At 68.2% G+C, this 25,101-nt stretch carries 26 protein-coding genes; 20 read left to right on the plus strand and 6 right to left on the minus strand.

From position 1 onward, the window contains the following. The first annotated feature begins 125 nt into the window (after window positions 1–125). From G7043_RS28020 to G7043_RS28070, 11 genes are all read left to right on the plus strand, one after another. Window positions 126–1,373 carry a hypothetical protein gene (locus tag G7043_RS28020; protein WP_166050537.1) on the plus strand — a complete coding sequence of 416 codons (1,248 nt, stop codon included), beginning with the start codon at window positions 126–128 and terminating at the stop codon, window positions 1,371–1,373. 11 nt (window positions 1,374–1,384) lie between these two features. After that, window positions 1,385–3,097 carry a hypothetical protein gene (locus G7043_RS28025; RefSeq protein ID WP_166050539.1) on the plus strand — a complete coding sequence of 571 codons (1,713 nt, stop codon included), beginning with the start codon at window positions 1,385–1,387 and terminating at the stop codon, window positions 3,095–3,097. 101 nt (window positions 3,098–3,198) lie between these two features. After that, a complete protein-coding gene (locus tag G7043_RS28030) occupies window positions 3,199–4,398 on the plus strand; it encodes a cytochrome P450 (RefSeq protein WP_166050541.1) in 1,200 nt (399 codons plus the stop codon). Between the two features lie 15 nt (window positions 4,399–4,413). Beyond that, window positions 4,414–4,908, plus strand: a complete 495-nt coding sequence (locus G7043_RS28035; RefSeq protein WP_166050543.1) for a GNAT family N-acetyltransferase — start codon at window positions 4,414–4,416, stop codon at window positions 4,906–4,908. A gap of 76 nt (window positions 4,909–4,984) precedes the next feature. Further along, on the plus strand, window positions 4,985–5,278 hold the full coding sequence (locus G7043_RS28040; protein WP_166050544.1) for a hypothetical protein: 294 nt from the start codon (window positions 4,985–4,987) through the stop codon (window positions 5,276–5,278). Between the two features lie 9 nt (window positions 5,279–5,287). Further along, complete coding sequence (locus G7043_RS28045; RefSeq protein ID WP_166050546.1) at window positions 5,288–6,316, plus strand: saccharopine dehydrogenase family protein; 1,029 nt, start codon at window positions 5,288–5,290, stop codon at window positions 6,314–6,316. 35 nt (window positions 6,317–6,351) lie between these two features. Then, window positions 6,352–7,008 carry a GntR family transcriptional regulator gene (locus G7043_RS28050; RefSeq protein ID WP_313888105.1) on the plus strand — a complete coding sequence of 219 codons (657 nt, stop codon included), beginning with the start codon at window positions 6,352–6,354 and terminating at the stop codon, window positions 7,006–7,008. 123 nt (window positions 7,009–7,131) lie between these two features. Then, a complete protein-coding gene (locus G7043_RS28055; protein ID WP_313888106.1) occupies window positions 7,132–8,451 on the plus strand; it encodes an MFS transporter in 1,320 nt (439 codons plus the stop codon). Beyond that, window positions 8,444–9,268, plus strand: coding sequence for a transketolase (locus tag G7043_RS28060; RefSeq protein ID WP_166050548.1), 825 nt, complete (start codon window positions 8,444–8,446; stop codon window positions 9,266–9,268). The genes G7043_RS28055 and G7043_RS28060 overlap by 8 nt, the downstream gene beginning before the upstream one ends. Then, entirely contained in the window at window positions 9,265–10,251 is a 987-nt protein-coding gene (locus G7043_RS28065) for a transketolase family protein (RefSeq protein ID WP_166050550.1), read from the plus strand. Before G7043_RS28060 ends, G7043_RS28065 begins: the two co-directional genes overlap by 4 nt. Window positions 10,252–10,265: 14 nt before the next feature. Beyond that, window positions 10,266–11,024, plus strand: coding sequence for an SDR family NAD(P)-dependent oxidoreductase (locus tag G7043_RS28070; RefSeq protein ID WP_166050553.1), 759 nt, complete (start codon window positions 10,266–10,268; stop codon window positions 11,022–11,024). 40 nt (window positions 11,025–11,064) lie between these two features. Here the strand turns inward: G7043_RS28070 and lipA are convergent, their stop codons facing one another. The 3 genes from lipA to G7043_RS28085 form a co-directional block, all read right to left on the minus strand. Next, window positions 11,065–12,066, minus strand: a complete 1,002-nt coding sequence (gene lipA / locus G7043_RS28075; protein ID WP_166050555.1) for a lipoyl synthase — start codon at window positions 12,064–12,066, stop codon at window positions 11,065–11,067. A 230-nt stretch (window positions 12,067–12,296) separates the two neighbouring features. Further along, entirely contained in the window at window positions 12,297–13,187 is an 891-nt protein-coding gene (locus G7043_RS28080; protein ID WP_166050557.1) for an oxidoreductase, read from the minus strand. Then, entirely contained in the window at window positions 13,184–13,492 is a 309-nt protein-coding gene (locus tag G7043_RS28085) for a hypothetical protein (protein WP_166050559.1), read from the minus strand. Before G7043_RS28085 ends, G7043_RS28080 begins: the two co-directional genes overlap by 4 nt. Before the next feature lie 89 nt (window positions 13,493–13,581). Between G7043_RS28085 and G7043_RS28090 the strand changes: the two genes are divergently transcribed. From G7043_RS28090 to G7043_RS28100, 3 genes are all read left to right on the plus strand, one after another. Then, window positions 13,582–14,172 carry a TetR/AcrR family transcriptional regulator gene (locus G7043_RS28090; RefSeq protein WP_166050561.1) on the plus strand — a complete coding sequence of 197 codons (591 nt, stop codon included), beginning with the start codon at window positions 13,582–13,584 and terminating at the stop codon, window positions 14,170–14,172. Window positions 14,173–14,238: 66 nt separating this feature from the next. Next, window positions 14,239–14,919 carry an SDR family NAD(P)-dependent oxidoreductase gene (locus tag G7043_RS28095; RefSeq protein ID WP_166050563.1) on the plus strand — a complete coding sequence of 227 codons (681 nt, stop codon included), beginning with the start codon at window positions 14,239–14,241 and terminating at the stop codon, window positions 14,917–14,919. 307 nt (window positions 14,920–15,226) lie between these two features. Further along, window positions 15,227–15,832 (plus strand): response regulator transcription factor, encoded by a 606-nt coding sequence (locus tag G7043_RS28100; RefSeq protein WP_086665901.1) that lies wholly within the window; start codon window positions 15,227–15,229, stop codon window positions 15,830–15,832. Between the two features lie 157 nt (window positions 15,833–15,989). Here the strand turns inward: G7043_RS28100 and G7043_RS28105 are convergent, their stop codons facing one another. Then, complete coding sequence (locus G7043_RS28105; protein WP_166050565.1) at window positions 15,990–16,976, minus strand: sensor histidine kinase; 987 nt, start codon at window positions 16,974–16,976, stop codon at window positions 15,990–15,992. A 531-nt stretch (window positions 16,977–17,507) separates the two neighbouring features. Here G7043_RS28105 and G7043_RS28110 point away from each other — a divergent pair. Genes G7043_RS28110 through G7043_RS28120 form a run of 3 tightly spaced genes read left to right on the plus strand, consistent with a single transcriptional unit; the run spans window position 17,508 to window position 20,331 of the window. After that, window positions 17,508–18,323, plus strand: coding sequence for an AfsR/SARP family transcriptional regulator (locus G7043_RS28110; protein ID WP_166050567.1), 816 nt, complete (start codon window positions 17,508–17,510; stop codon window positions 18,321–18,323). A gap of 29 nt (window positions 18,324–18,352) precedes the next feature. Next, window positions 18,353–20,065: an acetolactate synthase large subunit gene (locus G7043_RS28115; RefSeq protein ID WP_390828216.1), complete on the plus strand. Its 1,713-nt coding sequence runs from the start codon at window positions 18,353–18,355 to the stop codon at window positions 20,063–20,065. Continuing rightward, entirely contained in the window at window positions 20,065–20,331 is a 267-nt protein-coding gene (locus tag G7043_RS28120) for an ACT domain-containing protein (protein WP_086665182.1), read from the plus strand. Before G7043_RS28115 ends, G7043_RS28120 begins: the two co-directional genes overlap by 1 nt. A 62-nt stretch (window positions 20,332–20,393) precedes the next feature. On the opposite strand, the gene G7043_RS28125 is transcribed toward G7043_RS28120, so the two are convergent. After that, a complete protein-coding gene (locus G7043_RS28125; RefSeq protein WP_166050571.1) occupies window positions 20,394–20,882 on the minus strand; it encodes an SRPBCC family protein in 489 nt (162 codons plus the stop codon). 152 nt (window positions 20,883–21,034) lie between these two features. Here G7043_RS28125 and G7043_RS28130 point away from each other — a divergent pair, with 152 nt between their 5' ends. The 3 genes from G7043_RS28130 to G7043_RS28140 are packed head-to-tail and all read left to right on the plus strand — an operon-like array spanning window position 21,035 to window position 23,513. Further along, on the plus strand, window positions 21,035–21,496 hold the full coding sequence (locus G7043_RS28130; RefSeq protein WP_207311810.1) for a nuclear transport factor 2 family protein: 462 nt from the start codon (window positions 21,035–21,037) through the stop codon (window positions 21,494–21,496). Beyond that, the gene (locus tag G7043_RS28135) at window positions 21,493–22,584 is read left to right on the plus strand and encodes an acyl-CoA dehydrogenase family protein (protein ID WP_166050573.1); all 1,092 of its coding nucleotides are present in this window, start codon (window positions 21,493–21,495) and stop codon (window positions 22,582–22,584) included. The genes G7043_RS28130 and G7043_RS28135 overlap by 4 nt, the downstream gene beginning before the upstream one ends. Beyond that, the gene (locus G7043_RS28140) at window positions 22,581–23,513 is read left to right on the plus strand and encodes a Gfo/Idh/MocA family protein (RefSeq protein ID WP_313888107.1); all 933 of its coding nucleotides are present in this window, start codon (window positions 22,581–22,583) and stop codon (window positions 23,511–23,513) included. Before G7043_RS28135 ends, G7043_RS28140 begins: the two co-directional genes overlap by 4 nt. Window positions 23,514–23,557: 44 nt before the next feature. Here G7043_RS28140 and G7043_RS28145 read toward each other — a convergent pair whose 3' ends face one another. Next, window positions 23,558–24,976 (minus strand): alpha/beta fold hydrolase, encoded by a 1,419-nt coding sequence (locus tag G7043_RS28145; RefSeq protein WP_166050577.1) that lies wholly within the window; start codon window positions 24,974–24,976, stop codon window positions 23,558–23,560. Window positions 24,977–25,101 lie beyond the last annotated feature (125 nt).

Below are 25,101 nucleotides of genomic sequence, written 5' to 3' on the forward strand. Positions count from 1 at the left end.
CTTGGCGGCGCTCGACGAGCTCATCGACTCTTCGACGAAGTCGACCAACCGTTGGCCGGGCCGTGCATACTCGGCGCGTGGCGAGTGAAGCTCTGGTCGGCGTTGTCGCGGATGAACTCGATCGAATGGCACGACGTGACGGCGACAGCTCGCTCGAGTTGCCCGAACTGCGGAAGATCTGGGCACGATCCCATTCCGGGGAGTGGGACGGGGCGGCCGCGGAACGCGTGCTCCGTGATGGCATCGAGGCGCTCGACGGGCCGTTCGGGAAATTGAGCAGGACCGAAGCGGCGCTGATTCTGTTCAACCTGGACGCGCACGCGGAGCCCGAAGCCGATTATCCGGCCGTGCTGGGCCGGTTGGGGCGCATGGCCGGAATTGCCGGTGACGTCGCGATTCGGGCGCGGACGGGCGAGCTCAGGCGGTCGCTGGCCGCGGTTCTGGTCGGCCAGGACATTCGCATCAAAGTGGAATCGCGCGACAACGTGGCGTCGTTGCTGGCCAATCTGGACGCCGTGGAGGCGCCGGCCGGGCGCAGGCGCGTGGTCAAACCTGCCACCGCAGCTGTCGCGCTCGTCAGCGCCGTGGTCGTGGTGGTCGGCGCCACGCTCGTCGTCGCGAAGCTGGTGAGGAGCGGCGGGCCGAATGAGGGTGGCGACCTCAAGAGCACGTCGGCTTCGTCGGAGCCGGTGAAGATCCAGAACGTCACGGTCTTCCAGAACCGCGTCCGGGATTTGCGCTATGCGCTGTCCGAGCCGGTGGCCGAGCTGCCGCCGCCGGGCGCTCCCGCGGCCAACGAGACGGCCGAGAGCTTTGACTCGTGGTATCAGAAGCACGGCGGCACCGCGCTGGGGTCCGGGTACACCAACATCACGGTCCAGGGCAACGACAGCAAACCCGTCCACATCACCGACATGAAGATCGACGCGCAGTGCTCCGTGCCGCTCGACGGCGCGTTTCTCCAGGGGTACACGGCGGGCGGCGAACACGAGACGATCAAGATCGGGTTCAACCTGGACGACCCGAAGCCCTTCCCGGAACAGATGACCACCCTCGACGACGGGCTGCAGGGAATGGGCCGCAACTACTTCTCCGCGCACACCATCGAACTCGGCCCCGGCGAGACGGAAGTGCTGACCGTCGGCGCGTACACGAAGAACAGGTACTGCAAGTTCAAGCTGCAACTCGTCGTCGCGACGGCGAACGGGACTGTGGTGCAGGACGTGGACGCGCGGGACAAGCGGTTCGAGGTGACCGGACTGGCGCCGAAGAAGAATGCGGAAGCGCTGTATTCCGGCTATCAGAAGGTGTACCGCCAGGACGTCTCGCTTTCGTGGAAAGCCGTCGACCCGAATTCGCCGGAAGGGCCGTAGGGGCTGCTCTCATGTCGCTCAAGAAATTGGTTTTCCTCACGGTCGCCGCGTGCCTGGTCGCCGTGCTCGTGACGGTCGTGGTGCTGAGGTTCGACCGGACTGGTGAGGCGGATCGGCCTGAGGCCGACCTGGCGGCTCCCGCCTATGCGTACGCGTCGCTCACCGAACTCGTGGTGATGCGCGGCGACAAAGTGCTCACCAAGGTGAACCGGCCGTTCGACAAAACGGACTCGCTCAACAACCAGGTGGTCTGGTCTAACGACGGGAGGTACGTCGCTTTCCTCGCGGGCGCCCAGTGGCTGGGGGAGGACGTGGACAACGAACGGCTGGTCGCCGTCGACACCAAGACCGGTGACAAGCACGAGTTCCGGTGTCCGAGGTGCAGCTACATCGCCGCGGTCGGGGCCGACGAGGTCCTGGCCAACGACGGGAAGAAGTTCCGGAAGTTCGTCCTGAGCGACGCAGACCGTGCCGACGGGACCGAGCTCGACCAAGCCAAGGCCGACAAGTACCTCCGCGTCTTTCTCGCGGGCACGCGGGACCTGACGCTGACGGCCGGCCAGGTCTACACCGGCAACAGCACCTACGGAGCGAGACTGGAGCTTTTGTCGCCGGAGGGGGAGCAGCGCCTCGACGTCGGTGTGGTCGACTCCAACATCTACATCCCCGCCACGGGCATCTCCGGGCCCACCGCGGCCGACACGACCTTCGCCATCGCGGTGCGGAACAACCCCGGCCTGTGCGAGGCCGACTTCCCGATTCGCCTGCTGGATGCGGAAGGTCAGTTCGAGGACACCGACTGGGGCGCCGCCGCGCCGCCCGGATTCGTCCCCAACAAGGCGCAGGGGATCGACGTGCGCGACCTCTGGTGGGACAACTCACGGACGTTGCACGCCACGATCGCCTCGTGGACGTGTGACGAGACGAAGCAGGATCACACGAGCAAGAAGGTGCTGCACTCGCCGTCCAAGCTGTGGAAGCTCGACGGACGGAAGTGGGTCCTCGAAGACGACAGCCCCGCCACGGTCGTGCGTCCGCTCAGCGACAACAGCCGTGCGGTCCTGAGCATCCCGGACTGCGTCGGCCCGGTCACGGAGCCCGACCCGCAGAGCTACTGCCACCTCGGCAAGCTGCAGGTCGTCCGGGACGGCCGGCGGACCGACGTGGCCACCGGGGTGCTGAGGGTCTACGCGCCGCCGGCGGTGAGCAGTGAGCCGCTGCCCAAGCCCGACCTGTCGGCGGTGGAGAGGCTGAAGAGCGTTCGGGTGCCGAGCCTGTGCGGGCACGCCGAAGGCACCCTGCGGGACGGGAAGCTGCCTGACATTCCGGAGTCCCAGGGATTCGTGTCACTGGCGGCCGCGTCCGCGCCGAAACAGGCGAAAGACCTGATCGCGACCGGTGACGTCACCGGCGACGGCAAGGCGGAGATGGCCGCCGTCTTCCAGTGCTCTCAGGGCGGCGTCGGCTGGCCGGACAACGTCGTGCTCTACGACGACGGACTGGGCGTCCTGGGCCAGGTCGACCTGGGGAAGCTCTCAGCGTCGTCGGAGAAGGCCTCCGTGCAGCGACTGGAGGTGAGCGGCGGCAACTTCCAGGTCAGGTGGCAGTCCTACGAGGGCGCGGGTTCGTGCAAGAAGACCTGGAGCGCACAGCTCAAGGTGGTGAACAAGGCGGTCGAGGTCACCGCACAGACCCAGCTCGACGGGCCCAAGGACGAGTGCTGACTCACGTTGGAACGAAAGTCGATAGCCGCGCCTCCGCCGCGGTCGCCTGCGGTAGAAACGATCGCGCACTGCGGTAGTCACGTTTCTGGAGGCTGCGACCAATGTCCAACCTGCTGACCGGCGGCGATTTGCGCGCGCGTGAGCACCATCGGATCGAGGACGACGCACGGGCAGAGGGGCCCCTGCATCCCGTGACGTTGCCCAACGGGGTCGAAGTGCAAGTGGTCACGGTTGGGCTGGAGCTCACCCGCAAGCTGTTAGCGGACCGCAGGCTGTCCAAGGACAGCGATGCGTTGCAAAAAGAGATCAAGCGTCAGCTCGCCGAGCTCGGCAGCGCGCAGACGGACCTTGCCGGGCTGTTCGGGCCGAGCATGCTCAACAGCGACAACCCGAAGCACGCGCGGTTGCGAGCGCTCGCGGTGAAGGCGTTCAACGGCCAGGCGGTGCAGGAGTTGGCGCCACGCATCGAAGAGATCACCACGGAACTGATCGACCGACTCCCGGCCAACACGGAGATCGACCTCGTCAAGGCGCTCGCCGTGCCGATGCCGTTGCACATCATCGGCGAGGTGCTCGGTGTGCCGGAGCAAGACCGCGCGCGGGTTCGCACGTTGATCGAGACCATGATGTCGATGGACCACGAGGTCTCCCTTCCCGCGAGCGACGCGCTGGGCGGCTACTTCCACGGCTTGCTCACGGGTGGCGCGTTGGACGAGGGCTCGTTGTTCGGCGCGTTGGTTGCTGCCGACGACGGTGGTGACCACCTCACACACGACGAACTGATGGCGATGGCGTTCCTTCTGGTCGTGGCGGGACACGAGACGACGGCGGGCCTCATCGCGAACGTCGCCCACGACGCGTTGGACAACGGGCTGTGGGAGAAGGCGGCCGCTGAGCCCGGGCTGGTGCCGGCGCTCGTCGAGGAGACGCTGCGGCACAACTCACCGGTCCGCAGCGCCACGCACCGCATCACCACGGAGCCCGTCGAGATCGACGGCACGACCGTTCCGGAGGACACCCTGCTGCTGATCAACCTCGGCTCCGCGGGACGGTGCCCGCGGGCGCACGAGGACGCCGCGCAGTACCGGGTCGACCGCGACGCGACCGGGCACGCGACGTTCGGTCACGGCCCGCACTTCTGTCTCGGCTCGGCGCTCGCCCGGCTGGAGGCCGAGACCGTGCTGCGGCAGCTCACCGCCCGGTTCCCGCGCACCGTCTACTCGGGCGACGAGCAGCCAGAAGTGACGGACAACGACATCATGGTCAGCCTCAAATCGCTTCCCGTGGTGCTGCGTCGCTGACCTACGCTGGCCTGCGTGGAGATCATTCAAGGGGGACCGGAGCACGTCGACGTGGCCGCGCTGATCTGGGCGCACGCGGTCGCGGTCAGGGACGGCTACGACGAGGTTCCGACACTCGAACAAGCGCGTCCGGGCATCCAGAACGCGCTGAAGGACGAGCCGTCGCTGTTGCTGCTCGCGCAACAAAACGGTGAGGCGGTGGGGTTTCTCGCCGGCGGTCCACAAGAGACCGGTGTCGCCTACATCAACTACGTGGGCGTGCACCCCGAAGCGTGGGGGAAGGGTGTCGGGGAGGCGTTGCTGCGCGCGTTGCCTGATGCGTTGGTCAAGAACGGATACGGGGCGGCACAGCTGTTGGTCTACGTCGACAACGTCAGGGGTGTGCGGCTTTACGAACGCCTCGGATGGATCAAGGTCGGCGACCCTGCGCCGCATCCGCGCAACGGCCGGGTGGAGCAGCGATATTCGTTCTCGCTCGCGCAGCGGGACACGGGGCGTGAGAGCGTTTAGCCGGGGATTAGGGGATCAACCCCAATGCGTCTGACCAGGGCTATCCCCAGGTCCATTTGAGACGTAACTTTCTTCCATGTCAGTGCGCACCTTCGCCGTCGTGGTCGGCCTCGCCTTCTTGCTGGGCGGGGGAGCGATCCTGTTCGTGATGCTGGCCGTCGAGGCGCCGAACGGTGCGCTGGTTCCGTGCGGAAACGGGCTGGGCTTCGGTTTCGACCAGCCGGCGGCCGCGGCGGTCAGTCCGGCCTATGTGGACATCTGCGCCGATTTGAGGCATCGCAGACTGCTCTGGTCGTTGCCGCTGATCGGGTTCGGGGCACTACTGCTGATCGGCTCTTTGGTCGCTCCGCGCACCTCTACCCGCCGGTAAGGTCGCGGCATGACGTGGATGGTCTACGGGGCCAACGGCTACACCGGACGCCTCATCGCCGAGCTCGCGGTCAAGCGCGGGGAACGGCCGATCCTCGCCGGGCGCACGCGGGAGAAGATCGAGCCGATCGCGGCCGCGCTGGGGCTCGAGCACCGCGCGTTCGACCTGAGCCAGGCGCCGGCACACCTCGAGGACGTCGACGCCGTCGTGCACTGCGCCGGCCCGTTCGCGCACACCTCGAGCGCGATGGTCGATGCGTGTCTCAAGACCCGCACGCACTACCTCGACATCACGGGCGAGATTGACGTTTTCGAGTCCATCGGGCAGAGGGACATCGACGCGCGCAAGGCCGGCATCGTGTTGTTGCCCGGTGCTGGGTTCGATGTCGTGCCCACGGACTGTGTCGCCGCGATCCTGAAGAACGCACTACCGAGCGCCACGCACCTCGACCTCGCGTTCGTCGTCGGAGGAGGAGCGAGCGCGGGCACGACCAAGACGTCCGTGGAGGCCGCCGCCGTCGGTGGGCGGATTCGCGAGAACGGCGACCTGAAGAGCGTCCGCATCGGACACCGCAGGCGCACCGCGAACTTCCGGTCGGGGCCGCGTGAGGTGGGCAGCATCCCGTGGGGTGACGTGTCGACCGCTTACCGTTCGACCGGCATACCGAACATCACGACGTTCACGATCGTGCCCGGCGTGCTCGGACAGCTGCAGCAGCTGTTCGCGCCCGTGTTGCAGACACCGCTCGTGCAGAGCGTCGCGAAGTCCGTCGCCGGGAAGGTGAAGGGTCCCGACGAGCGCAAGCGCGCGAACACCAGGGCCGAGGTGTTCGGCGAGGCGTGGGACGCGCGGACCAAGGTCGAATACGCGATCACCACGCCCAACGCCTACAGCCTCACCGCGGACTCGGTGCTGCGCGCCATCGGCAAGATCAACGGCGTCGCGCCCGGCTCGCACACGCCGTCCAGCGCGTTCGGCGCGGACTTCGTGCGCGAGCTCGACGGCGTGGTCGCGAGCGAGGTCCGCATCGCCGACTGAACGTTGACTGTCGACATTCGGATACGATCGGAAACGTGAGCACAGACGCCCTGCCGAGCCTCGACCGTTCGACCCTGCGGGAGCGGGCGCTGGTGGTGCTGCGGTCCGCGATCTTCTCCGGGCAGTACGCGCCGGGCGACCACCTCGGCGAGGTCGAGATCGCGAGCCGTCTGTCGATCAGCCGGGGCACGGTCCGCGAGGCACTGCGCCACCTCGAACAGGAGGGGCTGGTCACGGCTGGGTTGCGGGGCATGTTGCGGGTCCGCGTGCTGTCGCCGGACGAGGTACGTGAGCTGTATCGGGTGCGCGGTGCCCTGGAGGCGCTGGCGGTCACCGAGCTCATCGCGTCGCCGCGCCGGCAGGAGGCGGTCGGGGCGCTGGAAGCGGCGCTGGTGAAGCTGAACGGCGCGACCGGCCTCGTCGAGCGGATCGATCTCGACCTCGGGTTCCACGCGCTGCTCTGCGAGCTGTCCGGCAACACCATGCTGCTCAAGGCGTGGCGGCAGCTGGAAGGACCGACGCGGGTGGTCGTCATGAGTGCCGCGGCCGGACAGGACCGCGAGGTCACGCTGTCCGCTGATCATCACCGGCCGATCGTGCGCGCGATCGAGCAGGGTGACGCGCAGGCCGCGCGGGCGGTCATCGACGAGCACATGCTGGAAGCGGCCGAGAGGCTGACCGTCCAGTCCTGATCACCGAGCTGATCGATCGGGGTGGCGCCTCGACTGTTGGGTGTTGACAGTCGAACACTCAGACGCGCAGACTCCCTCCCAACACTCGACTGTTGACACTCAACACTGAGCAAGGAGGCTCGCGTGGAGAGTTCTCAGAGACTTGCCGACGGCAGCCCTCAGAAGATGCGGGTCGCCGTCGGCTGCGGAATCGGCGCGACCATCGAGACCTACGACTTCATCGGGTTCGGGACGGCCGCCGCGCTCTACTTCGGCCACGCGTTCTTCCCGTCGTCCGACCCGCTGTCGGCGTCGCTGCTCTCGTTCGCCACGCTCGGCATCGGGTTCGCGGTACGCCCGATCGGCGGGATCATCGCCGGCCACCTCGGTGACCGGATCGGGCGCAAGCCGGTGCTGGTCGCGTCGTTGTTGCTGATGGGCGTGGCGACGGTGCTGATCGGCTGTCTGCCCACCTACGAGACGGTGGGCGTGCTGGCCCCGGTGCTGCTCGTCGCCGTGCGCGTCGTGCAGGGGCTCGCGTTCGGCGCCGAGTGGGGCGGCGCGATCCTGATGACGTTCGAGCACGCGCCGCAGCGGCGAAAAGGGCTGTACACCGGCATCACCCAGGCAGGCTTCCCGGTCGGGTTGCTGCTCGCGAACCTCGCGTTCCTGTTCAGCGCGCAGCTGCCCGGCACGTGGGCGTGGCGGTTGCCGTTCCTGCTGTCCGCGGTGCTGATCGTCGTCGGGATCCTGATCCGGCTCAAGATCGACGAGTCGCCGGAGTTCGAGGAGCTCAAGGAATCCGGTCAGCGCGCGAAGAACCCGCTGTGGGAGGTCCTGCGCGACGACTGGCGCAACGTGCTGCGGGCCTTCTGCCTGCGGATCGCGGAGACGGCGGGCTACGCGGTGTCGGTCACGTTCATGCTGTCCTACCTGAAGATGGGCGACGAACCGCTGGTGTCCGGCTCGCTCAGCCTGTTCGCGCTCACCACCGCGGCGGCCGTCGGCATCGCGGCGACCACGTTGTGGGGGCACGCGTCGGACCACGTCGGGCGCCGGCCGATCTACCTGCTCGGCTGCCTGATCACGCTCGCCTGGGGCGTGCCGCTGTTCCTGACGGTGAACACCGGTGCGGCGGCGCTGATCGTGGTCGCGTTCGTCATCAGCTACGCGGTCTGCCAGAACTCGCTGGCCGGGGTGCAGGGCGCGTGGTTCTCGGAGTTGTTCGACACCAGGACCCGCACGGCGGGAGTGTCGCTGGCCTACCAGATCTCGGCGGTCGTCTCCGGGTTCACCCCGCTGATCGCGACGGCGCTCTACGCGGGCACCGGGTGGATCGGGCCGGCCCTGCTGTTCTCCGGCTACGGACTTCTGGGACTGCTCGCCGCGACCACCACGCGCGAGACGTGGGGACCCGCCCAGCGGCAGAACGTGGTGACACGAAAGGAAGAAGCGGTTGTCTGAGCGAGTGCGCCGGCTCCAGGAGTCGGCACGGCGGATCCGGCGGTACGCGCTCGACATGGGGGAGGTGCAGGGCCAGGGCTACATCGGCCAGGCGCTGGGCGTCGCCGACGTGCTGGCCGTGGCCTACGGCGATCAGCTGAGGTTCCGCCCGGACGACCCGGAGTGGGACGGCCGCGACCGGTTCCTGTTGTCCATCGGGCACTACGCCATCGCGCTGTACGCGGCGCTCGCCGAGGCCGGTGTGCTCGACGTGGCGGAGTTGCGGACCTACGGCTGTGACGACTCCCGCCTGCCGATGTCCGGGATGGCCTCGTACACGCCGGGCATGGAGATCTCCGGGGGATCGCTCGGCCACGGACTGGGCGTCGCCACCGGCATGGCGCTCGGTCTGCGGTACCGGGGCAGCGACGCGCGGGTGTTCACCCTGCTCTCCGACGGTGAACTGGACGAGGGCTCCACCTGGGAGGCCGCGCTCGCATGCGCGCACCACGGCCTCGGCAACGTCACGGCGATCGTCGACGTCAACGCGTTGCAGGCGGACGGCCCGACTGCTGGTGTCTTGCGCACGGAACCGTTGCTGGACAAGTGGAAGTCGTTCGGCTGGCGTGCGGTGAGGGTCGACGGCAACGACATCGGTCAGCTGGTCACCGCGTTCGACCTGCTCGCCGAACACCGCGCCGCGCCCTCCGTGCTGATCTGCGACACCAAGATCGGCCACGGCGTGCCGTTCCTCGAAACCAGGCCCAAAGCCCACTTCATGCCCGTCGAGCCGCACGAGTGGCAGCTCGCCCGCGAGGCGCTGGAGGTTCCCGCATGACGACCCCGACGAAGAGGCTCACCACCTCGGCGATGATCGCCTCGTTCGCCGACGAGGGCCAGCGCACCGCGAAGGCGCCGTTCGGTCAGGCACTGGTCCGGCTCGCACAGGAGCGCACCGACGTCGTGGGCCTGTCCGCCGACCTCGCCAAGTACACCGACATGCACGTGTTCCGCGAGGCGTTCCCGGAGCGGTTCTTCCAGATGGGCATGGCGGAGCAGGTGATGCTCGGTGCCGCGGCGGGGATGGCCGAGGTCGGGCTGGTGCCGTTCGCGTCGACCTACTCGGTGTTCGCGACTCGGCGTGCGTACGACTTCCTGTGCCTGGACATCGCCGAACCGGCGTTGAACGTCAACGTTGTGGGAGCGCTGCCAGGGCTGACGACCGGGTACGGGCCGAGCCACCAGGCCACCGAGGACCTCGCGATCCTGCGGGCGATGCCGAACCTGACGATCGTCGACCCGTGCGACTCGCTCGACATCGAGCAGGCCGTGCCCGCGCTCGCCGCGGCACCCGGCCCCACCTACATGAGGTTGTTGCGCGGCAACGTGCCGACGGTGCTCGACGAGTACGACTACACGTTCGAACTCGGCAAAGCCGCGCTGCTGCGTCCTGGCCGGGACGTGCTCATGATCTCCACCGGACTCATGACCATGCGCGCACTCCAAGCAGCGCGACAACTTGAGCGTGACCACGTCGACGTCGCCGTGCTGCACGCGCCGACCATCAAGCCGTTCGACACCGGGACGGTCCTGCGGGAAACGGCGGGCGAACGGCTCGTTGTCACCCTGGAGAACCACTCGGTGGTGGGCGGTCTCGCCGAGTCGGTGGCCTCCTGCCTGGCGTTCGCGGGACGAGGCAGGCGAATCGTGCCGATCGCGCTGCCGGACGAGTTCCTCGCCGCGGGTGCGCTGCCGACCCTGCACGACCGCTACGGCCTGTCCGTCGACGCCATCACCGCGCGCGTGCGCGCCGAACTCTGAGCAGGAGAGCCCTCATGACCCCCATACGCACCGCTGTGATCACCGGCGCGGCGTCCGAACGCGGCATCGGCAGGGCCACGGCCCACGCACTGGCCGCGGCCGGGTGGGAGATCGCGGTCCTCGATCTCGACGAGGCCGGCGCGAAGGCCGCCGCCGACGAGGTCTCCGGTCTCCACGGCGTGCGTGCGATCGGCTTGCGCGCCAACGTGACCGATCGCGACGAGGTGGACGCCGCAGTGTCCACAGTGGAGTCGACGCTGGCACCGATCGGGGCGCTGGTGAACAACGCGGGCATCACCTCGCCGGTGCGCTTCCTCGACGTCGACGACACCGAGTGGGACCGGGTGTTCGAGGTGAACGTCCGCGGCAGCTATCTGATGACGCGGCGGATCGCTCCGGGCATGGCCGAGCGCGAGTTCGGCCGGATCGTCATGCTGTCGTCGGTGTCGGCGGAACGCGGCGGCGGTGTGTTCGGCGGCGTCGCCTACTCGGCGGCCAAGGCCGCGCTGCTCGGGTTCTCCCGTGCGCTGGCGCGGGAACTCGGCCCGAACGGTGTCACGGTCAACTCCGTCGCGCCCGGCCTCATCGACACCGACATCACCGCGGGCAAGCTGTCCGACGAGCGCAAGGCCGTGATGGTGGCCGGCATCCCCGTCCAGCGCACCGGCGCCGTTGCCGATGTCGCCGACGTCATCGCGTTCCTGTGCCGTCCGGACACCGGCTACGTCACCGGCGCCACCTACGACGTCAACGGCGGTTCGCACATCCACTGAACGCGGAAGAGGCGGGCCGGACCGCCTCTTCCGCGTGGACTCAGCGGGGTGCGAGCAGGCTGGTGATCTCCTGCGACGCCGACACGGTCAGCAGGTGCTGGAGGTTCTCCGGGAGGTCCTCACCGCGCGCCTGCTTCGCCTGCGCGTAGAGGCGGCCGGCGCGGTAGGAGGAGCGCACCAGCGGACCCGCCATCACACCGAGGAAGCCGATCTTCTCGGCCATCTCCTTGTGCTCGACGAACTCCTCCGGCTTCACCCAGCGCTCGACCGGGTGGTGGCGCGGGGAGGGGCGCAGGTACTGCGTGATGGTGATGATGTCGCAGCCCGCGTCGTAGAGGTCGTTGAGCGCCTCGGTGACCTCCTCGGGGGTCTCGCCCATGCCGAGGATCAGGTTCGACTTGGTGACCAGGCCGAACTCACGGGCCTTGGTGATGACCTCGAGGGACCGCTCGTAGCGGAACGCTGGGCGGATGCGCTTGAAGATCCGCGGGACGGTCTCCAGGTTGTGCGCGAGCACCTCGGGACGGGACTCGAAGACCTCGGCCAGCTGCTCCGGGACCGCGTTGAAGTCCGGGATCAGCAGCTCGACGCCGGTGCCGGGGTTCATCTCGTGGATCTGACGGACCGTCTCGGCGTACAGCCACGCGCCGCCGTCGGCCAGGTCGTCCCGGGCGACGCCGGTGACGGTGGAGTAGCGCAGGCCCATCGCCTGGACCGACTCGGCGACCCGGCGGGGCTCGTCGCGGTCGAGGTCGGCGGGCTTGCCCGTGTCGATCTGGCAGAAGTCGCAGCGCCGGGTGCACTGCTCGCCGCCGATCAGGAACGTGGCCTCGCGGTCTTCCCAGCACTCGTAGATGTTGGGACAGCCGGCCTCTTCGCAGACCGTGTGCAGGCCCTCGCGCTTGACCAGACCCTTGAGCTCCCGGTACTCGGGGCCCATCTTCGCCCGCGTCTTGATCCACGAGGGCTTCTTCTCGATCGGCGTCTGGCTGTTGCGGACCTCGAGCCGCAGCAGCTTCCGACCCTCAGGTACCACAGTCACCACCTCACCCTACGCTGCGCCGTCGCGTGTCCGGCGTCACGCACGTCTCACCGAGGATAAGTGCCAGAACCGGGCTTCCGGTCGAGGATTCGTTGTTCACGATCTGTTGTTAACGCACGTCGCGTCGAACATGAACAACATCGGCCGGACGAAGATGTGCGCAGCCCGGAGGTGACGACCGGGCCCCGCCGGCGCCTTCCCAACTCCCCCCAGGCGAGGGCGCCGGCACCTCAGGGCAGGTCGGGCGTGATGCCGGTCAACTTGATCGTGAGATCCCAGAGACGGCTCGCGGCGAGGTCGTCCCGGGCAGCGGCGGTCATCCGCGCGACGGTGGGGTGACCGCGGTACCCGTTGAAGCTGTCCGGGCCGTAGTACTCGCCACCGCGCGCGTCGGGGGACGTCGCCGCGTAGAGCTGCGGCAGCGCGCCCATCTCGACGGACTGCGAGAACAGGTGGCTGATCTTGCCGCCGATCCGCAGGAACAACGACCTGTGCGCGTCGGCCATGTTGTTGGTCAGCTCGGTGACCGTCACGCCGGGATGTGCCGCGATGGACGTGACGTCCGATGAACGGCGCTCCAACTCGCGCGCGAACAAGATGTTGGCGAGCTTCGACTGGCCGTACGAGCCGCGGAGGGTGTACGCGCGACGCTCCCAGTTCGGGTCGTCGAAGTCGATGCGGCCGTACTGGTGCGCGAGAGAGGCGACAGTGACGACGCGTGCGCCCGGACGTTGCCTCAGTGCGGGCAGCAGCAGCCATGTCAGCGCCGCGTGACCCAGGTGGTTGGTGCCGAACTGGCGCTCGAAGCCGTCGACGGTCTTGCCGAGCGGGACGGCCATGATGCCCGCGTTGTTGATGAGCACGTCGAGCTGGTCGACCTGCTCGGCCGCGGCGCGCACCGAGCTGAGGTCGGCGAGGTCGAGTTCGAGGACCTCGGCCGACCCCTGCACGGCTCGCCGCGCCTCTTGACCTCGTTGGACGGAGCGACACCCCATGATCACGTGGGCCCCTCTGCCCGCGAGCACCTGGGCGGTGCGCAGGCCGAGACCGGAGTTCGCACCGGTCACCAGGACGATGCGGCCGGTCTGGTCGGGGATGTCGGCTTCGGTCCAACGACTCATGGAGTCATTCCTACCGTCCGGTAACTGCCGAGCGATAGGTGTGCGTCGAGCACGGCACGCAACACCGGCTCGTCGGCGGCCAGTTCCGCGGTGACGACGTGCTCGTCCACCGGGCCTTCCAGCGCGGCGGCCTCCATGCGGGCGGTCAGCTTGTTCTGCCAGCGGTGGTCGAGTGCCAGCAGCAGTTCGTGCAGCGATCCGAACACGTCCGGATCCACGATCAGCGGAGCGGACGGGTCGCGACGGGCGTCGCGCAGCACGGCGTCGAGCGCGTCACGGCGGCGGTAGTGGTCTGTCCAGCCCATGTCTCGTACCCCCGGTCTCTCGCATACTCTCGGTATGACACGACCATACCACCGGTACGTACCGCCGGTATGTGAGATAGCTTTCGACCGTGCGAACACGACGCGCCGAGTACTCGGAGTCGACCAGGCAGGCGCTCGTCGACAGCGCGGTAGACCTCTTCACCAAACGCGGCTACGCGGGCACCTCCCTCGACGAGGTCGTCAAGCGCGCCCGCGTGACCAAAGGCGCGCTCTACCACCACTTCAGCGGCAAGCAGGCGTTGTTCGAGGCGGCTTTCACGCAGGTCGAGACCCAGTCGATCGAATCGCTGACCGCGGTGGTCACCGGCGAGGGCGACGCGTGGGAGACGGCGATCGCGGGTCTGCGCGCGTACGTCCGCAAGTGCCTGGAACCGGAGTACCAGCGGATCATCGTCCACGAGGCGCCGGTCGTGATGGGCTGGGAACGCTGGCGTGAGGCGGAAGAGCACTTCAGCTTCGGTTTGCTCCGCACGGCCGTGCAGCTGCTCGTGGACGCGGGGGAGATAGAGGACCTGCCCGTCGAGATCATGGCCCGGCTGCTGTTCGGAGCACTCTCCGCGAGCGCCAGCACCATCGCGAGCTCGTCCGATCCGAAGCGCACCGGGCGCGAGGTCGAACGCGCGATCCTGCGGGTTTTGGAGGGTTTGCGCAAGAAGTAGTCGAGTTCGGCCCTAGCGACCGGGCGCACCGTCGATCACCACGCGGACAACGAGGTGGTCAGCATCATGATCGAACCGGTCAACACGCGCCTGGGACTCGACGGCAAGATCGCTCTGGTCACGTCGGGAACGCACGGCCTTGGGCTCGCCATCGCGAGCAAGCTCTGCGACAACGGCGCACACGTCATCATCACCACGTCCCCCGGCGACGTCGACGCCGAACGCGCCCTGCTCGTGCTCGGGGGCAAGCCGGGTTCGGCGTCCGTGGTGCCGCTGGACATCCAGGACGAGCACGCGGTGCGGGTGCTCCTCGAACAGGTGAAGCTGGAACGCGGTCGGCTCGACCTGTTCGTGCATCACGCGGTCTCCCCGGACATGACGCCGCTGCTGAACGTCGTGGAACCGCTCGCGAAGGCGTTCGTCGACGGTGGCCGTGTCGTCATCGCCGGCTACACGGTGACGCCCGTGCACGGCGTGATCCGCACGCTGGCGCTGGAGATGGCCTGGTACCGGGTGGCGGTGAACGCGGTCGTGACGACCGTGATCGACAACGGCCCGATGAACATCGACCCGGAACTGGTGGACCGGCTCGCGATCAAGAGTCCGTCCGGCCGGGTGACGCTCCCCGAGGACGTGGCGAACGCGGTGGCGCTGCTGTGCGCCGACGAGGCCGCGTGGATCCAGGGCCAGGTGATCACCGTCGACGGCGGGCTCGAACTGCTGGAGCGGTGGGGAGAGACGCGCTGAACGATTCGCCGAGGCGTTCCGGTCCGGCCGATGTCCGTCGGCCGGACCGGTTGTCTTGTTCATCGGACGCGATGCGGGAGTCGTATTGCCGATATGGCCGGCCGCTGGAGTTCCGCTGGTGCGTGACCGGAGTCGTGTCTATGTGTCAGCGTGCCGTGACTGGACGTCATCAGCCTATAGACGTTGTGAATTATCTCTAGCGCATTCGGAGTAGTAAAAGGCGAGCTGCGCTCAAATGCTTGTCCGGTACGGTCACCGAGTGTAAAACTCGAAAAGTGGACAGGGGGACCGCGCAAGGGGGCTGATGATGATCAGGGTCTTACTCGCCGAGGACGTGCAAATGGTCCGCGGTGCATTGGTCGCCTTGTTGAATCTCGAACCAGATATTGAGGTCGTCGCCTCAGTGGCAACAGGTGACGAAATCGTGCCCGCCGTCGCAAAGAGTCAACCGGACGTCGCCGTCCTCGACATCGACCTTCCCGGTATGGACGGCCTTTCGGCCGCGACCGTCATCCACGACACGGCGCCCGGCACGCGCACCTTGATCCTGACGAGTCTCGGCCGCCCGGGAACCCTGCGCCGCGCCCTCAACGCCAGGGTCAACGGATTCATCCTCAAGGACGCCCCCGTCAACGAACTCGCCGACGCCATCCGCGGTGTCTCCGTCGGCCGCCGGGTCATCGATTCACAGCTGGCGCTCTCCGCGTGGGACACCGACGAGTGCCCGCTGACGCCGCGCGAGCTAGAAGTGCTCCGGCTGGCCTCCGACGGGGCGGACGCCATGGAGATCGCCACCACCCTGTTCCTGTCCGTCGGCACCATCCGCAACTACCTGACGGCGGCGACGGCCAAGCTCGACGCCCGCAACCGCGTCGACGCCGTCCGCATCGCCCGCAAAGCCGGCTGGTTCTGACCGCCTGATCCCCGCCTGGTGTTGCAACGATCGTTTGCGGTCGACCGCAACCCACAGTTGCATAAGCCCAGCTCGGAGCCCTGCCTGCCCACCCTTATGCAAAAGACGTTTGCGGACGACCACAAACGTCTTTTGCATAAGGGTGGGTTTGTGCAGGTCAGGGCGGGGTGGCGGGGAGCTGATATATCGGTGGGTGCGAGGGGGCCAGGGCGGCGGTCGGGATGGACGCGTGGACGTGGAAGCGGTCGCTGCCCACGTGGTGGGCGAGGAAGATGCCGCCGGCCGCCTGGACGCGTTCGGCCTGGTTGCGGACGCCGTTGCAGTCGGAGGAGATCGGGCGGTCGGCGGCGCCGTCGTTGACGACGTCGAGCTCCACCGTGCCGGCGGCCTGGCGGACGGTGATGGCGCAGTTCTCGGCGTCGCTGTGGCGCAGCACGTTGGTGACCGCCTCGCGCAGGACCGTGGCCAGCACGGTTTCGATCGCTTCCGGCAGCGGGGCGTGGTCGAGCTCGACGCGGACGACGATGTTCGCGGCGGCCAGCATGGTCTTCGCCGAGACGGACGTGTCGGACAGCGACAGGCGGCGGTAGCTGCGGGCCAGTGCGCGCACGTCGGAAAGGGCGCGTCCGGTGATGTCCAATATATCGGCGAGATGCTCCTGGGCGCGGTCCGGCTGGTCGGCGGTCAGGCGGTGGGCCAGTTCGCTCTTCAGCTTGATCGCGCTGAGGCTGTAGCCGAGCAGGTCGTGCAGGTCGCGGGCCAGGCGGAGATGTTCATCGGGGTGTTCCTCCGCCAGCGGCGCGCAGTCCGGCTTGGGTGAGGCGAGCGGGCGGAACCCGATGATGGAGACGAGCAGGCCCGTCGCGGTCGTCGCGATCGCGGCGACCAGCGCCGAAGACGGGTGGAGCGGGGTTTGCAGGAGGGTCGTCGCCGCGACCGTCACGCCGAAAGTGGTCCAGCCCGCGATCGGCGGGAAGAGGGCCAGTGCGTTGCCGGCGACCAGACCCGGCACCGCGATCCACATGTGGCCGACCAGCAGGAACGGCAGGAATGTGAGCAGGACCTGGGTGGCCAGCGCGATGCGGCGGGCGGGTGCGTTCAGTTGGCCGAATTGGAGTGCCTGCAGTGCGAGAACTGACGTCAATGCGATGAGATATATGGCGGAATGAGTCGTTTCCCGGTCGCTCAGAAGAAGCCGCGCGAGGTCGGCCAGACAGATCATCACCGCCGTACCCACTACTGGGGCGTGGATGATCCTGCCGGGTCTCGGCGGTTCGGACGACTCATTCACGATTCCCCCAAGGGAGCCGAGCTCGCTCCTCCGGCCACTCGGCGAACCCAGGGCAAATGCTAGACAGTGCGGTCCTGTCGCGGCTCAAGTTCTGAAACGGTACAGAGCATACTGCGACTGTTCATCGTCCGGGCAGATTTCGCTCAAAAGGACGAGTATTTTTCGGTTTGCTCACGAGGGGTGTTCGAGTGATTACCCATAGGGTTTGTTTGGGTACGTCCGGCCCCGTGAATATCTCACGCCTGCAGTGGTAGTTCGCCATCTCGGAGTCGTGCCGCGCTACGTGGCGTTCGATAGCCCGCCTCAGGTGAACTTGATGGCACAACAACAGCAAGCCGCCGCTGAAACTGGACGCTGAAACTGGAACTGGGGAGGGCTCCCATCATGGAGATCAAAGTTCTCGGACCGCTGGAGGCACGGGAGAACGGCATCTCGATCACGCCGAGCGCGGTCAAGCCGCGACAGGTGTTGTCCCTGCTCGCGTTGCAGGCCGGGCACGTCGTCACCGTGCCCACGCTGATCGAAGAGCTCTGGGGGGTCACGCCGCCGAGAAGCGCGCTCACCACACTGCAGACATACGTGCTCCAGGTGCGCCGTCGCATCGAGGCGGCGTTGCCGGAGGGCAGCGCGGGTGCTGCGAAGAACGTGCTCGTCACCCGCTACGGCGGCTACATGCTCGACGTCGCGCCGGAGACCATCGACGTGCGCAGCTACGAGCGGCTCGCCGTCGCCGGGCAGCGCGCGCTGGAGGTCGGCGACCTCGAGTCTGCGTCGCGGCTGCTGCGTTCGGCCACCGACGTGTGGCGCGGGCCGGTGCTCGTGGACGTGCAGATCGGTGTCCGGCTGGGCATGGAGGTCACGCGGCTGCAGGAGTCGCGGCTCGGCGTGCTGGAGGCCCGGATCGAGGCGGACCTGCGGCTGGGCAAGCACCAGTCGTTGCTGAGCGAGCTGTCCGTGCTGACCGCGCAACACCCGATGCACGAGAACCTGTGCGCGCAGTACATGCTCGCGCTCTACCGCGCTGGACGTCAGTGGCGTGCCCTGGAGGCGTACCAGTCGTTGCGCGACACCCTGATCGAGGAGCTCGGCCTGGAGCCGTCGGAGCGCCTGCGTCAGCTGCAGTGCGCGATCCTCAGCTCCGAGCCCACGCTGAACGGTCCGACGTCCGCATTTCAGCTGGAGCGTCAGCTCGCCGGTTGATCGGCATTCGATCGGGGAGAGCCAGAAAAGTGGATACCGTCACCGGTGCGAGCTCGCTGGTCCGCGCGCTCGAGGACGCCGGGTGTGAAGTGATCTTCGGCATTCCCGGCGGGGCCATCCTGCCCGCGTACGACCCGCTGCTGGACTCGATGAAGATCCGGCACGTGCTCGTGCGGCACGAGCAGGGCGCAGGGCACGCCGCGTCGGGTTATGCGCAGGCCACGGGCCGGGTCGGGGTGTGCGTCGCGACCTCGGGTCCCGGCGCGACGAACCTCGTCACGCCGCTCGCCGACGCCTACATGGACTCCGTGCCGATCGTGGCGATCACCGGCCAGGTCAGCAGATCGGTGATCGGCACGGACGCCTTCCAGGAAGCCGACATCCGTTCCATCTCCCTGCCGATCACCAAGCACGCGTTCCAGGTGACGGATCCGGCGGACATCCCGGCGGTGATCGCGGAGGCGTTCGCGCTCGCCGCGGGTGGACGGCCCGGTCCGGTGCTGGTCGACATCCCCAAGGACGTCCTGGCCGCCACCACCACGTACACACCCGCACCCCCTGTCCGGAACCCGCGGGTCACGCCCGCGGCCAACGAGATCCGCCGCGCGGCCAACCTGATCGCCTCCTCACGACGGCCGGTGTTCTACATCGGCGGCGGAGTGGTCCGCGCTGGCGCCGCCGCCGAGCTGCGGACGCTCGCCGAACGCACCGGCATCCCGGTCGTGACCACGCTGATGGCTCGCGGCGCGTTCCCCGACTCGCACCGCCAGCACCTCGGCATGCCGGGCATGCACGGCACGGTGCCCGCCGTCGCCGCGTTGCAACAGGCCGACCTGCTGATCGCGCTCGGCACCCGGTTCGACGACCGCGTCACGGGTGTGCTGGAACTGTTCGCCCCGAACGCCGCGGTGATCCACGCCGACATCGACCCCGCCGAGATCTCCAAGAACCGCAAGGCGGACGTGCCGATCGTCGGCGACTGCAAGGACGTGCTGGTCTCGCTGAACGCGGCCGTGCGGCGGGCCCCGGTGCTCACGTCGTGGTGGGCGTACCTCGACGGCCTGCGCGACCGGTTCCCGCTCGGCTACGACTGGCCGGCCGACGGCAAACTCGCGCCGCAGTACGTGATCGAACGCATCGGCACGCTCGTCGGCCCCGAGGCGATCTACACCGCGGGCGTCGGCCAGCACCAGATGTGGGCGGCGCAGTACGTCGGTTACGAGCGGCCGGGTTCGTTCATCAACTCCGGTGGTCTCGGCACCATGGGCTTCGCGGTACCCGCCGCCATGGGCGCGCAGTGCGGCGTGCCTGACCGCGCGGTGTGGGCGATCGACGGTGACGGCTGCTTCCAGATGACCAACCAGGAGCTCGTCACCTGCGCGCTGGAGAACATCCCGATCAAGGTCGCCATCATCAACAACGGCAACCTCGGCATGGTCCGCCAGTGGCAGAACCTCTTCTACCGCGGCCGTTACTCCAACACCGGCCTGTCCACCCATCAGCGCGTGCCCGACTTCGTCGCACTCGCCGAAGCCTTGGGCTGCGTCGGGTTGCGGTGCGCCGAGAAGTCCGAAGTGGACGATGTGATCATGCGCGCCATGGAGGTGCGGGACCGGCCGGTGGTCGTCGACTTCGTGGTCGGCGAGGACGCCCAGGTGTGGCCGATGGTGGCCGCGGGCACCGGCAACGACGAGATCATGACCGTCCGGGGCATCAAGCCCCTGTTCGACGAGGATCTGTGATGACCAGACATGCGTTGTCGATGGTGCTGAGCAACGTTCCCGGCGCACTCGCCAGGGTCGTGGTGCTGTTCTCCACTCGCGGCGTCGACGTGGAGTCGCTCAGCCTCGACCCCACCGAGCGCGGCGACGTCTCCCGGATGGACGTGGTGGTGGGGCTGCCGGCCGGACGTTCTCCCGATCAGCTGGTGAAGCAGCTTTCCCGGTTGGTCGACGTGAAGAGCGTCGTGGCGGTCGCCGATCCCGCACGGGACCAGATCGGCGCCTGAGAAGAAGCGGCCCACCACCCCAAGCCTCCGGGGTGGTGGGCCGCTTCGAATCGCTGCAGGGGTCACACCTTCGCGGGTGCGTGCTTCAGCACCGCCGTCGCGTACTTGGCAAGCGTGTCGCCAGGGCTGGGACCGTTCAGCGCGCCGAAGATCTGGCCGGCCAGCGGCTGGCCGTGGCGGTCCAGGTCGGCGTGCGTCAGCGTCACCTTCGTGGTGTTCGGGCCTACGGCCTTGAAGTCCACCTTGATGAACGACGCCTTGGTGTCCTCGTAGATCGGCTGCCAGCCGGGGCCGACGCGCCACGTCATGACCAGGCGGTTCGGCGGGTCCCACTCGGTGATCGTGCCCCAGGCGATCTCCTGGCCGTCGGCGCCGGTCTCGTAGTAACGGCCGCCCACGACGGGCTCGATGGTGATGGATTGCCGATCTTGCACGAAAACGTGCTTCTCCGGCCACCAGTCGAGCGGGTGCTCCGCGAAGATCGCGAACGCCTGCTCGATCGAGCACTCGACCGTGACGGACTTGGCGACATCGGGAGTTGCCTCCGACATGAGCCCTCCAGGTGTGATGGACAAATCGGACCCAGCTTCCGCGAAACCACTGCACGCCAACTAGAAGCGCCCTCGAACGAGACGTCCTCCACCGGTCTTCCAGCACCGGTGTGGATCGTCGATGGCACAGATCACAGGAGGAGGGAGTCGTAGTGTCCCCAGTCAGCGTGCACACCTACATCGAGGTGAAGACTTTCTACGCGCTGCAGATGCGGCTGCTCGATGCGCTCGACATCGAGGGGTACGCGGCTACCTTCACCGAGGACGGCGTCACCGACCACGCCCACCGCGGCGAGAAGGTCGAGGGCAGGGCAGCGCTCATCGCCGGCGCCAACGCCGCACTGCCGCGCTACGCCGGTGCCGCCGTGCGGCACTGGAACGACCACTACGTCATCGAAGAAGTCGACGAGAACACGCTCAACGTCTCGTACTGCTCGCTGGTCACCAGGACCGACAAGGCCGGCAACGTCACGTTCGAGCCCACGTTCTTCATCGAGGACGTGCTGGTCCGCGTCGACGGCGGGCTGCAGGCCCGGTCTCGCACGATCCACCGCGACGAGCCCTCGCCCGTCGCCATCGCCGCAGCGGCGGCGGCCAGGGAAGGAGCCGCATGAGCGACACCGGTCTCGTTCCGGTAGCGGAGAAGGTCGGCGCGCTCGCCGCCGAGCACGCCCAGGAAGCCGACCGGACGCGCAAGCTCGCGCCGGAGGTCGTGGCGGCCGTGCGGGAGGCAGGGTTCGCCCGGCACTTCGTCGCGAAGTCCTACGGCGGCAGCGAAGGCGGGTTCGGCGAGCTCACCCAGGCCGTCATCGCGGTCGGCGAGGGCTGTGCCTCGACGGCCTGGTGCGCGTCGCTGTCCGCGCTTTCCGCCCGATATGCCACGCATCTCCCGCAGCTGGGGCACGACGAACTGTGGGGCACCAGCCCGGACGCGTTCGTCGTCACCGCGCAGCCTCCGCTCGGCAAGGCGACGACGACCCAGGGCGGTCACCGGCTGAGCGGCCGCTGGGCGTACGTCAGCGGTGTCGACTTCGCGGACTGGGCGTTGGTCTGCGGCATGGTCGCGACCGGCGGTGAACCCGAGGCGCGCTTCTTCGCGTTGCCGCGCAAGGACTTCATTGTCGTCGAAGGCTGGGACAACGCGGGCATGCGCGCCACCAGCAGTCACACCGTGATCGTCGACGACGTGTTCGTGCCGGAGCACCTGTCGTTTCTGCGCGCGGACTTCATCTCCGGCCAGAACACCACGAGCGACCTGCCGGCGCACAACGCGCCGTTCCAGGCGGTCGGCGGCCTTACGTTCGTCGCTCCCGCGGTCGGTGCCGCGTACGGCGCGCTGAACGCGGCCGTGAACGCCATGCGGGGCAAGAAGATCAACACCACCCAGGGGGTCGACCTCTGCCGGGCGTCCGCGCAGATCGACTCCGCGCGGTTCCTGGTGGAGCAGAACGCACAGGTGCTCGACGAGCGCACGTTCACGCCGAGGCTGATGGCGCGCTGCGAGCGCAACGCCGCCTTCACCGCGGACAGCCTCGTCGACGCGGCAGGCACCCTCGTCAGGGCGGCGGGCACGAGCGGGTTCAGCGAGAACTCGCCGTTGCAGCGGTTCTGGCGCGACATCGTCAGCGCGTCGAGCCACGTCGCGTTGCGGTACGAGACGGCGGTAGCGCGGACATGGCCAGCGGCGTTGATCGGCGAGTGAGGCTCGGGGTCGTCGGCTGCGCGGACATCGCCCGCCGCCGGATGCTGCCCGCGTTCGCCGGACTGTCCGATGTGGACATCGTCGCGGTGGCGAGCCGGGACGGCGAGAAGGCCGGCAAGCTCGCGGCCGACTACGGCTGCGAGGCCGTCACTGGGTACGACAGGTTGCTCGGCATGGACCTCGACGCGGTCTACGTGCCGCTGCCCGCGGCGCATCACGCGGTGTGGATCGAACGTGCGTTGCGTGCCGGAAAGCACGTGCTGGCCGAGAAACCGGTCACGCCGTCGCTGGAGGAGACCGCCGACCTCGTGGCCCAGGCCAGGGAGCGCGGGCTCGTCCTGCGGGAGAACTTCCTGTTCCCGTTCCACTCCCAGCACCACGAGGTGCGCCGGCTCGTCCTCGCGGGCGCGGTCGGTGAGGTGCGGTCGTTCGAGGCTGCCTTCACGATCCCGCCCCGGCCGTCCGGGGACATCAGGTACCGCAAGGACCTCGCCGGCGGCGCGTTGCTCGACGTCGGCGTCTACCCGCTCAAGGCCGCGATGCTGATGCTCGGCCCCGGTCTGCGGGTGCTCGGCGCGAGCCTGAAGGTCGACAGCACCTACGGCGTGGACGTCTCGGGATCGGTGCTGCTGGGGGCACCTGGTGGCGTCACGGCGCAGCTCACGTTCGGCATGGAGCACACCTACCGGGCGAACTACGCGGTGTGGGGCAGCGAAAGCCACATCACCGTCGACCGCGCCTATGCTCCGCCGGCTGACCTCACGCCGATCGTGCGGCTCGGTGGCGAGGAGCTCTCGCTCGAACCCGACGACCAGTACACGAACGCGGCCCGCAGCTTCGTGTCCGCGGTCCGGACCGGCGGTCCCACCTCCGGCGAGTCGGTGGAGCTGGCCCAGCTCGTGGACGCGGTGAGAGACGCAGCCAGGTGAACACGAAGAAGGGGCCCGGATCACTCCGGGCCCCTTCTTCGTGTTCAGGCATCCGCGGGGATGTCCGGCCGCGGGGTCGAACCCGGCACGCCGATGCGTTTGTCCGGCAGCACACCGTCGACCAGGTAGGCGTTGACGATGTCGTCGAGCGCGGTGTTGCCCGCGAACGCGTACACCTCGTGGTCACCGGAGTCCTCGACGACGACCAGGTGGTGGCCGAGCCGCTCGGCCATCGCGACACCGCCCTCGTAACGGTCGTACTGATCACCGTCGGCCTGCACGACCAGCCCGACCGGGTAGCCGACCCGCTTGAGGTACGTCGGCTCCTCGAGGTTCTCGAACGTGCGGAACGCGCCGACCCACGGTTGCGCGCGCAAGACGCCGAAGCCGTACGGGTGGTGCTCGCGGTGGTAACGCATGTCGGCGAAGTAGACCTCGAGGTCGGTCGGCCACTCCGTTTCCATCGTGATGGCCTCCAGCACCCCGATCCGGAGCTCGCCGGTCGTGTCCTGCGGGCGCCACGTGCCGTTGCCCGCGATCAGCTTCTGCGCGGTGGCGACGTCTTCGGCCTTGCGCAGGTCGCCGACCAGGTAGCCCAGCGAGTCCCACTGCGCGCGGTCGGTGGCGCGCGTGCCCACGGCGCCGTCGAACAACGTGCGCAGGTGGATGGCGCCCATCTCCTCCAGCGCGGAGACGACCTCCTCGACGGTCTCCAGCACCGCGGCGGCGGATCGACCGAGTCCGAAGTGGACGTTGCGCTCGGCCGTCCACTGTGCCCACTTCTGCACGTTGCGGTACACGGCCTCGGCCTGCGTGACGAACTGCTCGCGCCACGTCCAGTTCGGGTTCACGCACGAGTCGAGCACGCTGCGGTCCAGGCGTGCCGGGAACATCGACCCGTAGACCGCGCCGACGAGCGTGCCGTAGGCGTATCCGACGAAGCTGATCCGGTCCTCGCCCAGCACGCAGCGGATGACGTCCATGTCCCGCGCGATGTTGCGGGTGGTGATGTGCGGGCGCAGGTCGCCACCCGCCCGCGCGCACGCCAGCTCGCGCTCGCGCATGTCGATGGCGATCTGGTCGAACAGCGAGTCCGGCGGCCGCGAGTCGAACGGCGCGACGGGCACCGCGACCTCGCTGTAGAGCTTGGTGGACTCACCGATGCCGCGCGGGTCGAACCCGATCAGGTCGTAGCACGCGCGCACCTCGGCCGGGAACTCCAGCGGCAGCTTGATCCCCTCGCCGTTGTCGCCGCCGGGGCCGCCGTTCACCGAGAGCAGCACACCCCGGCGCTTGGCCGGGTTCGTCGCGCGGAGGCGGGAAAGCGCGATCGTCAGCTGAACGCCGTGCGGGTCGTTGTAGTCGCGCGGCACCGAGATGGTGGCGCGTTCGAGTCCGTCCTCCGCCGACGGCGCGGACCATTGTGGTCGCTGTTCGTGGAACTCGTGCAGTGCGTCGGGCACGGTAAGACCTCCGCGTCGGTTGCGTCGGGTTGTGAGGGTCGCAAAAGGCCCTAGAGGAGGTCTCGAACGCGTTCCAGCGCGGTTCCAGGCGATCCCCAGGGCGGGTGGGCACTGTGACTGGAGTC

Origin of the sequence: Lentzea alba, assembly GCF_011067745.1 — a bacterium.
Lineage (GTDB): Bacteria > Actinomycetota > Actinomycetes > Mycobacteriales > Pseudonocardiaceae > Lentzea > Lentzea alba.

Coding starts and splice junctions, on each gene's coding strand:
- G7043_RS28080 (WP_166050557.1), bottom strand. CDS start 13,187: ATGAGTCGTTGGACCGAAGCCGACATCCCCGACCAGACCGGCCGCATC.
- G7043_RS28100 (WP_086665901.1), top strand. CDS start 15,227: ATGATCAGGGTCTTACTCGCCGAGGACGTGCAAATGGTCCGCGGTGCA.
- G7043_RS28045 (WP_166050546.1), top strand. CDS start 5,288: ATGACGTGGATGGTCTACGGGGCCAACGGCTACACCGGACGCCTCATC.
- G7043_RS28025 (WP_166050539.1), top strand. CDS start 1,385: ATGTCGCTCAAGAAATTGGTTTTCCTCACGGTCGCCGCGTGCCTGGTC.
- G7043_RS28125 (WP_166050571.1), bottom strand. CDS start 20,882: ATGTCGGAGGCAACTCCCGATGTCGCCAAGTCCGTCACGGTCGAGTGC.
- G7043_RS28095 (WP_166050563.1), top strand. CDS start 14,239: ATGATCGAACCGGTCAACACGCGCCTGGGACTCGACGGCAAGATCGCT.
- G7043_RS28030 (WP_166050541.1), top strand. CDS start 3,199: ATGTCCAACCTGCTGACCGGCGGCGATTTGCGCGCGCGTGAGCACCAT.
- G7043_RS28085 (WP_166050559.1), bottom strand. CDS start 13,492: ATGGGCTGGACAGACCACTACCGCCGCCGTGACGCGCTCGACGCCGTG.
- G7043_RS28135 (WP_166050573.1), top strand. CDS start 21,493: ATGAGCGACACCGGTCTCGTTCCGGTAGCGGAGAAGGTCGGCGCGCTC.
- G7043_RS28040 (WP_166050544.1), top strand. CDS start 4,985: ATGTCAGTGCGCACCTTCGCCGTCGTGGTCGGCCTCGCCTTCTTGCTG.
- G7043_RS28070 (WP_166050553.1), top strand. CDS start 10,266: ATGACCCCCATACGCACCGCTGTGATCACCGGCGCGGCGTCCGAACGC.
- G7043_RS28110 (WP_166050567.1), top strand. CDS start 17,508: ATGGAGATCAAAGTTCTCGGACCGCTGGAGGCACGGGAGAACGGCATC.
- G7043_RS28065 (WP_166050550.1), top strand. CDS start 9,265: ATGACGACCCCGACGAAGAGGCTCACCACCTCGGCGATGATCGCCTCG.
- G7043_RS28120 (WP_086665182.1), top strand. CDS start 20,065: ATGACCAGACATGCGTTGTCGATGGTGCTGAGCAACGTTCCCGGCGCA.
- G7043_RS28020 (WP_166050537.1), top strand. CDS start 126: ATGGCACGACGTGACGGCGACAGCTCGCTCGAGTTGCCCGAACTGCGG.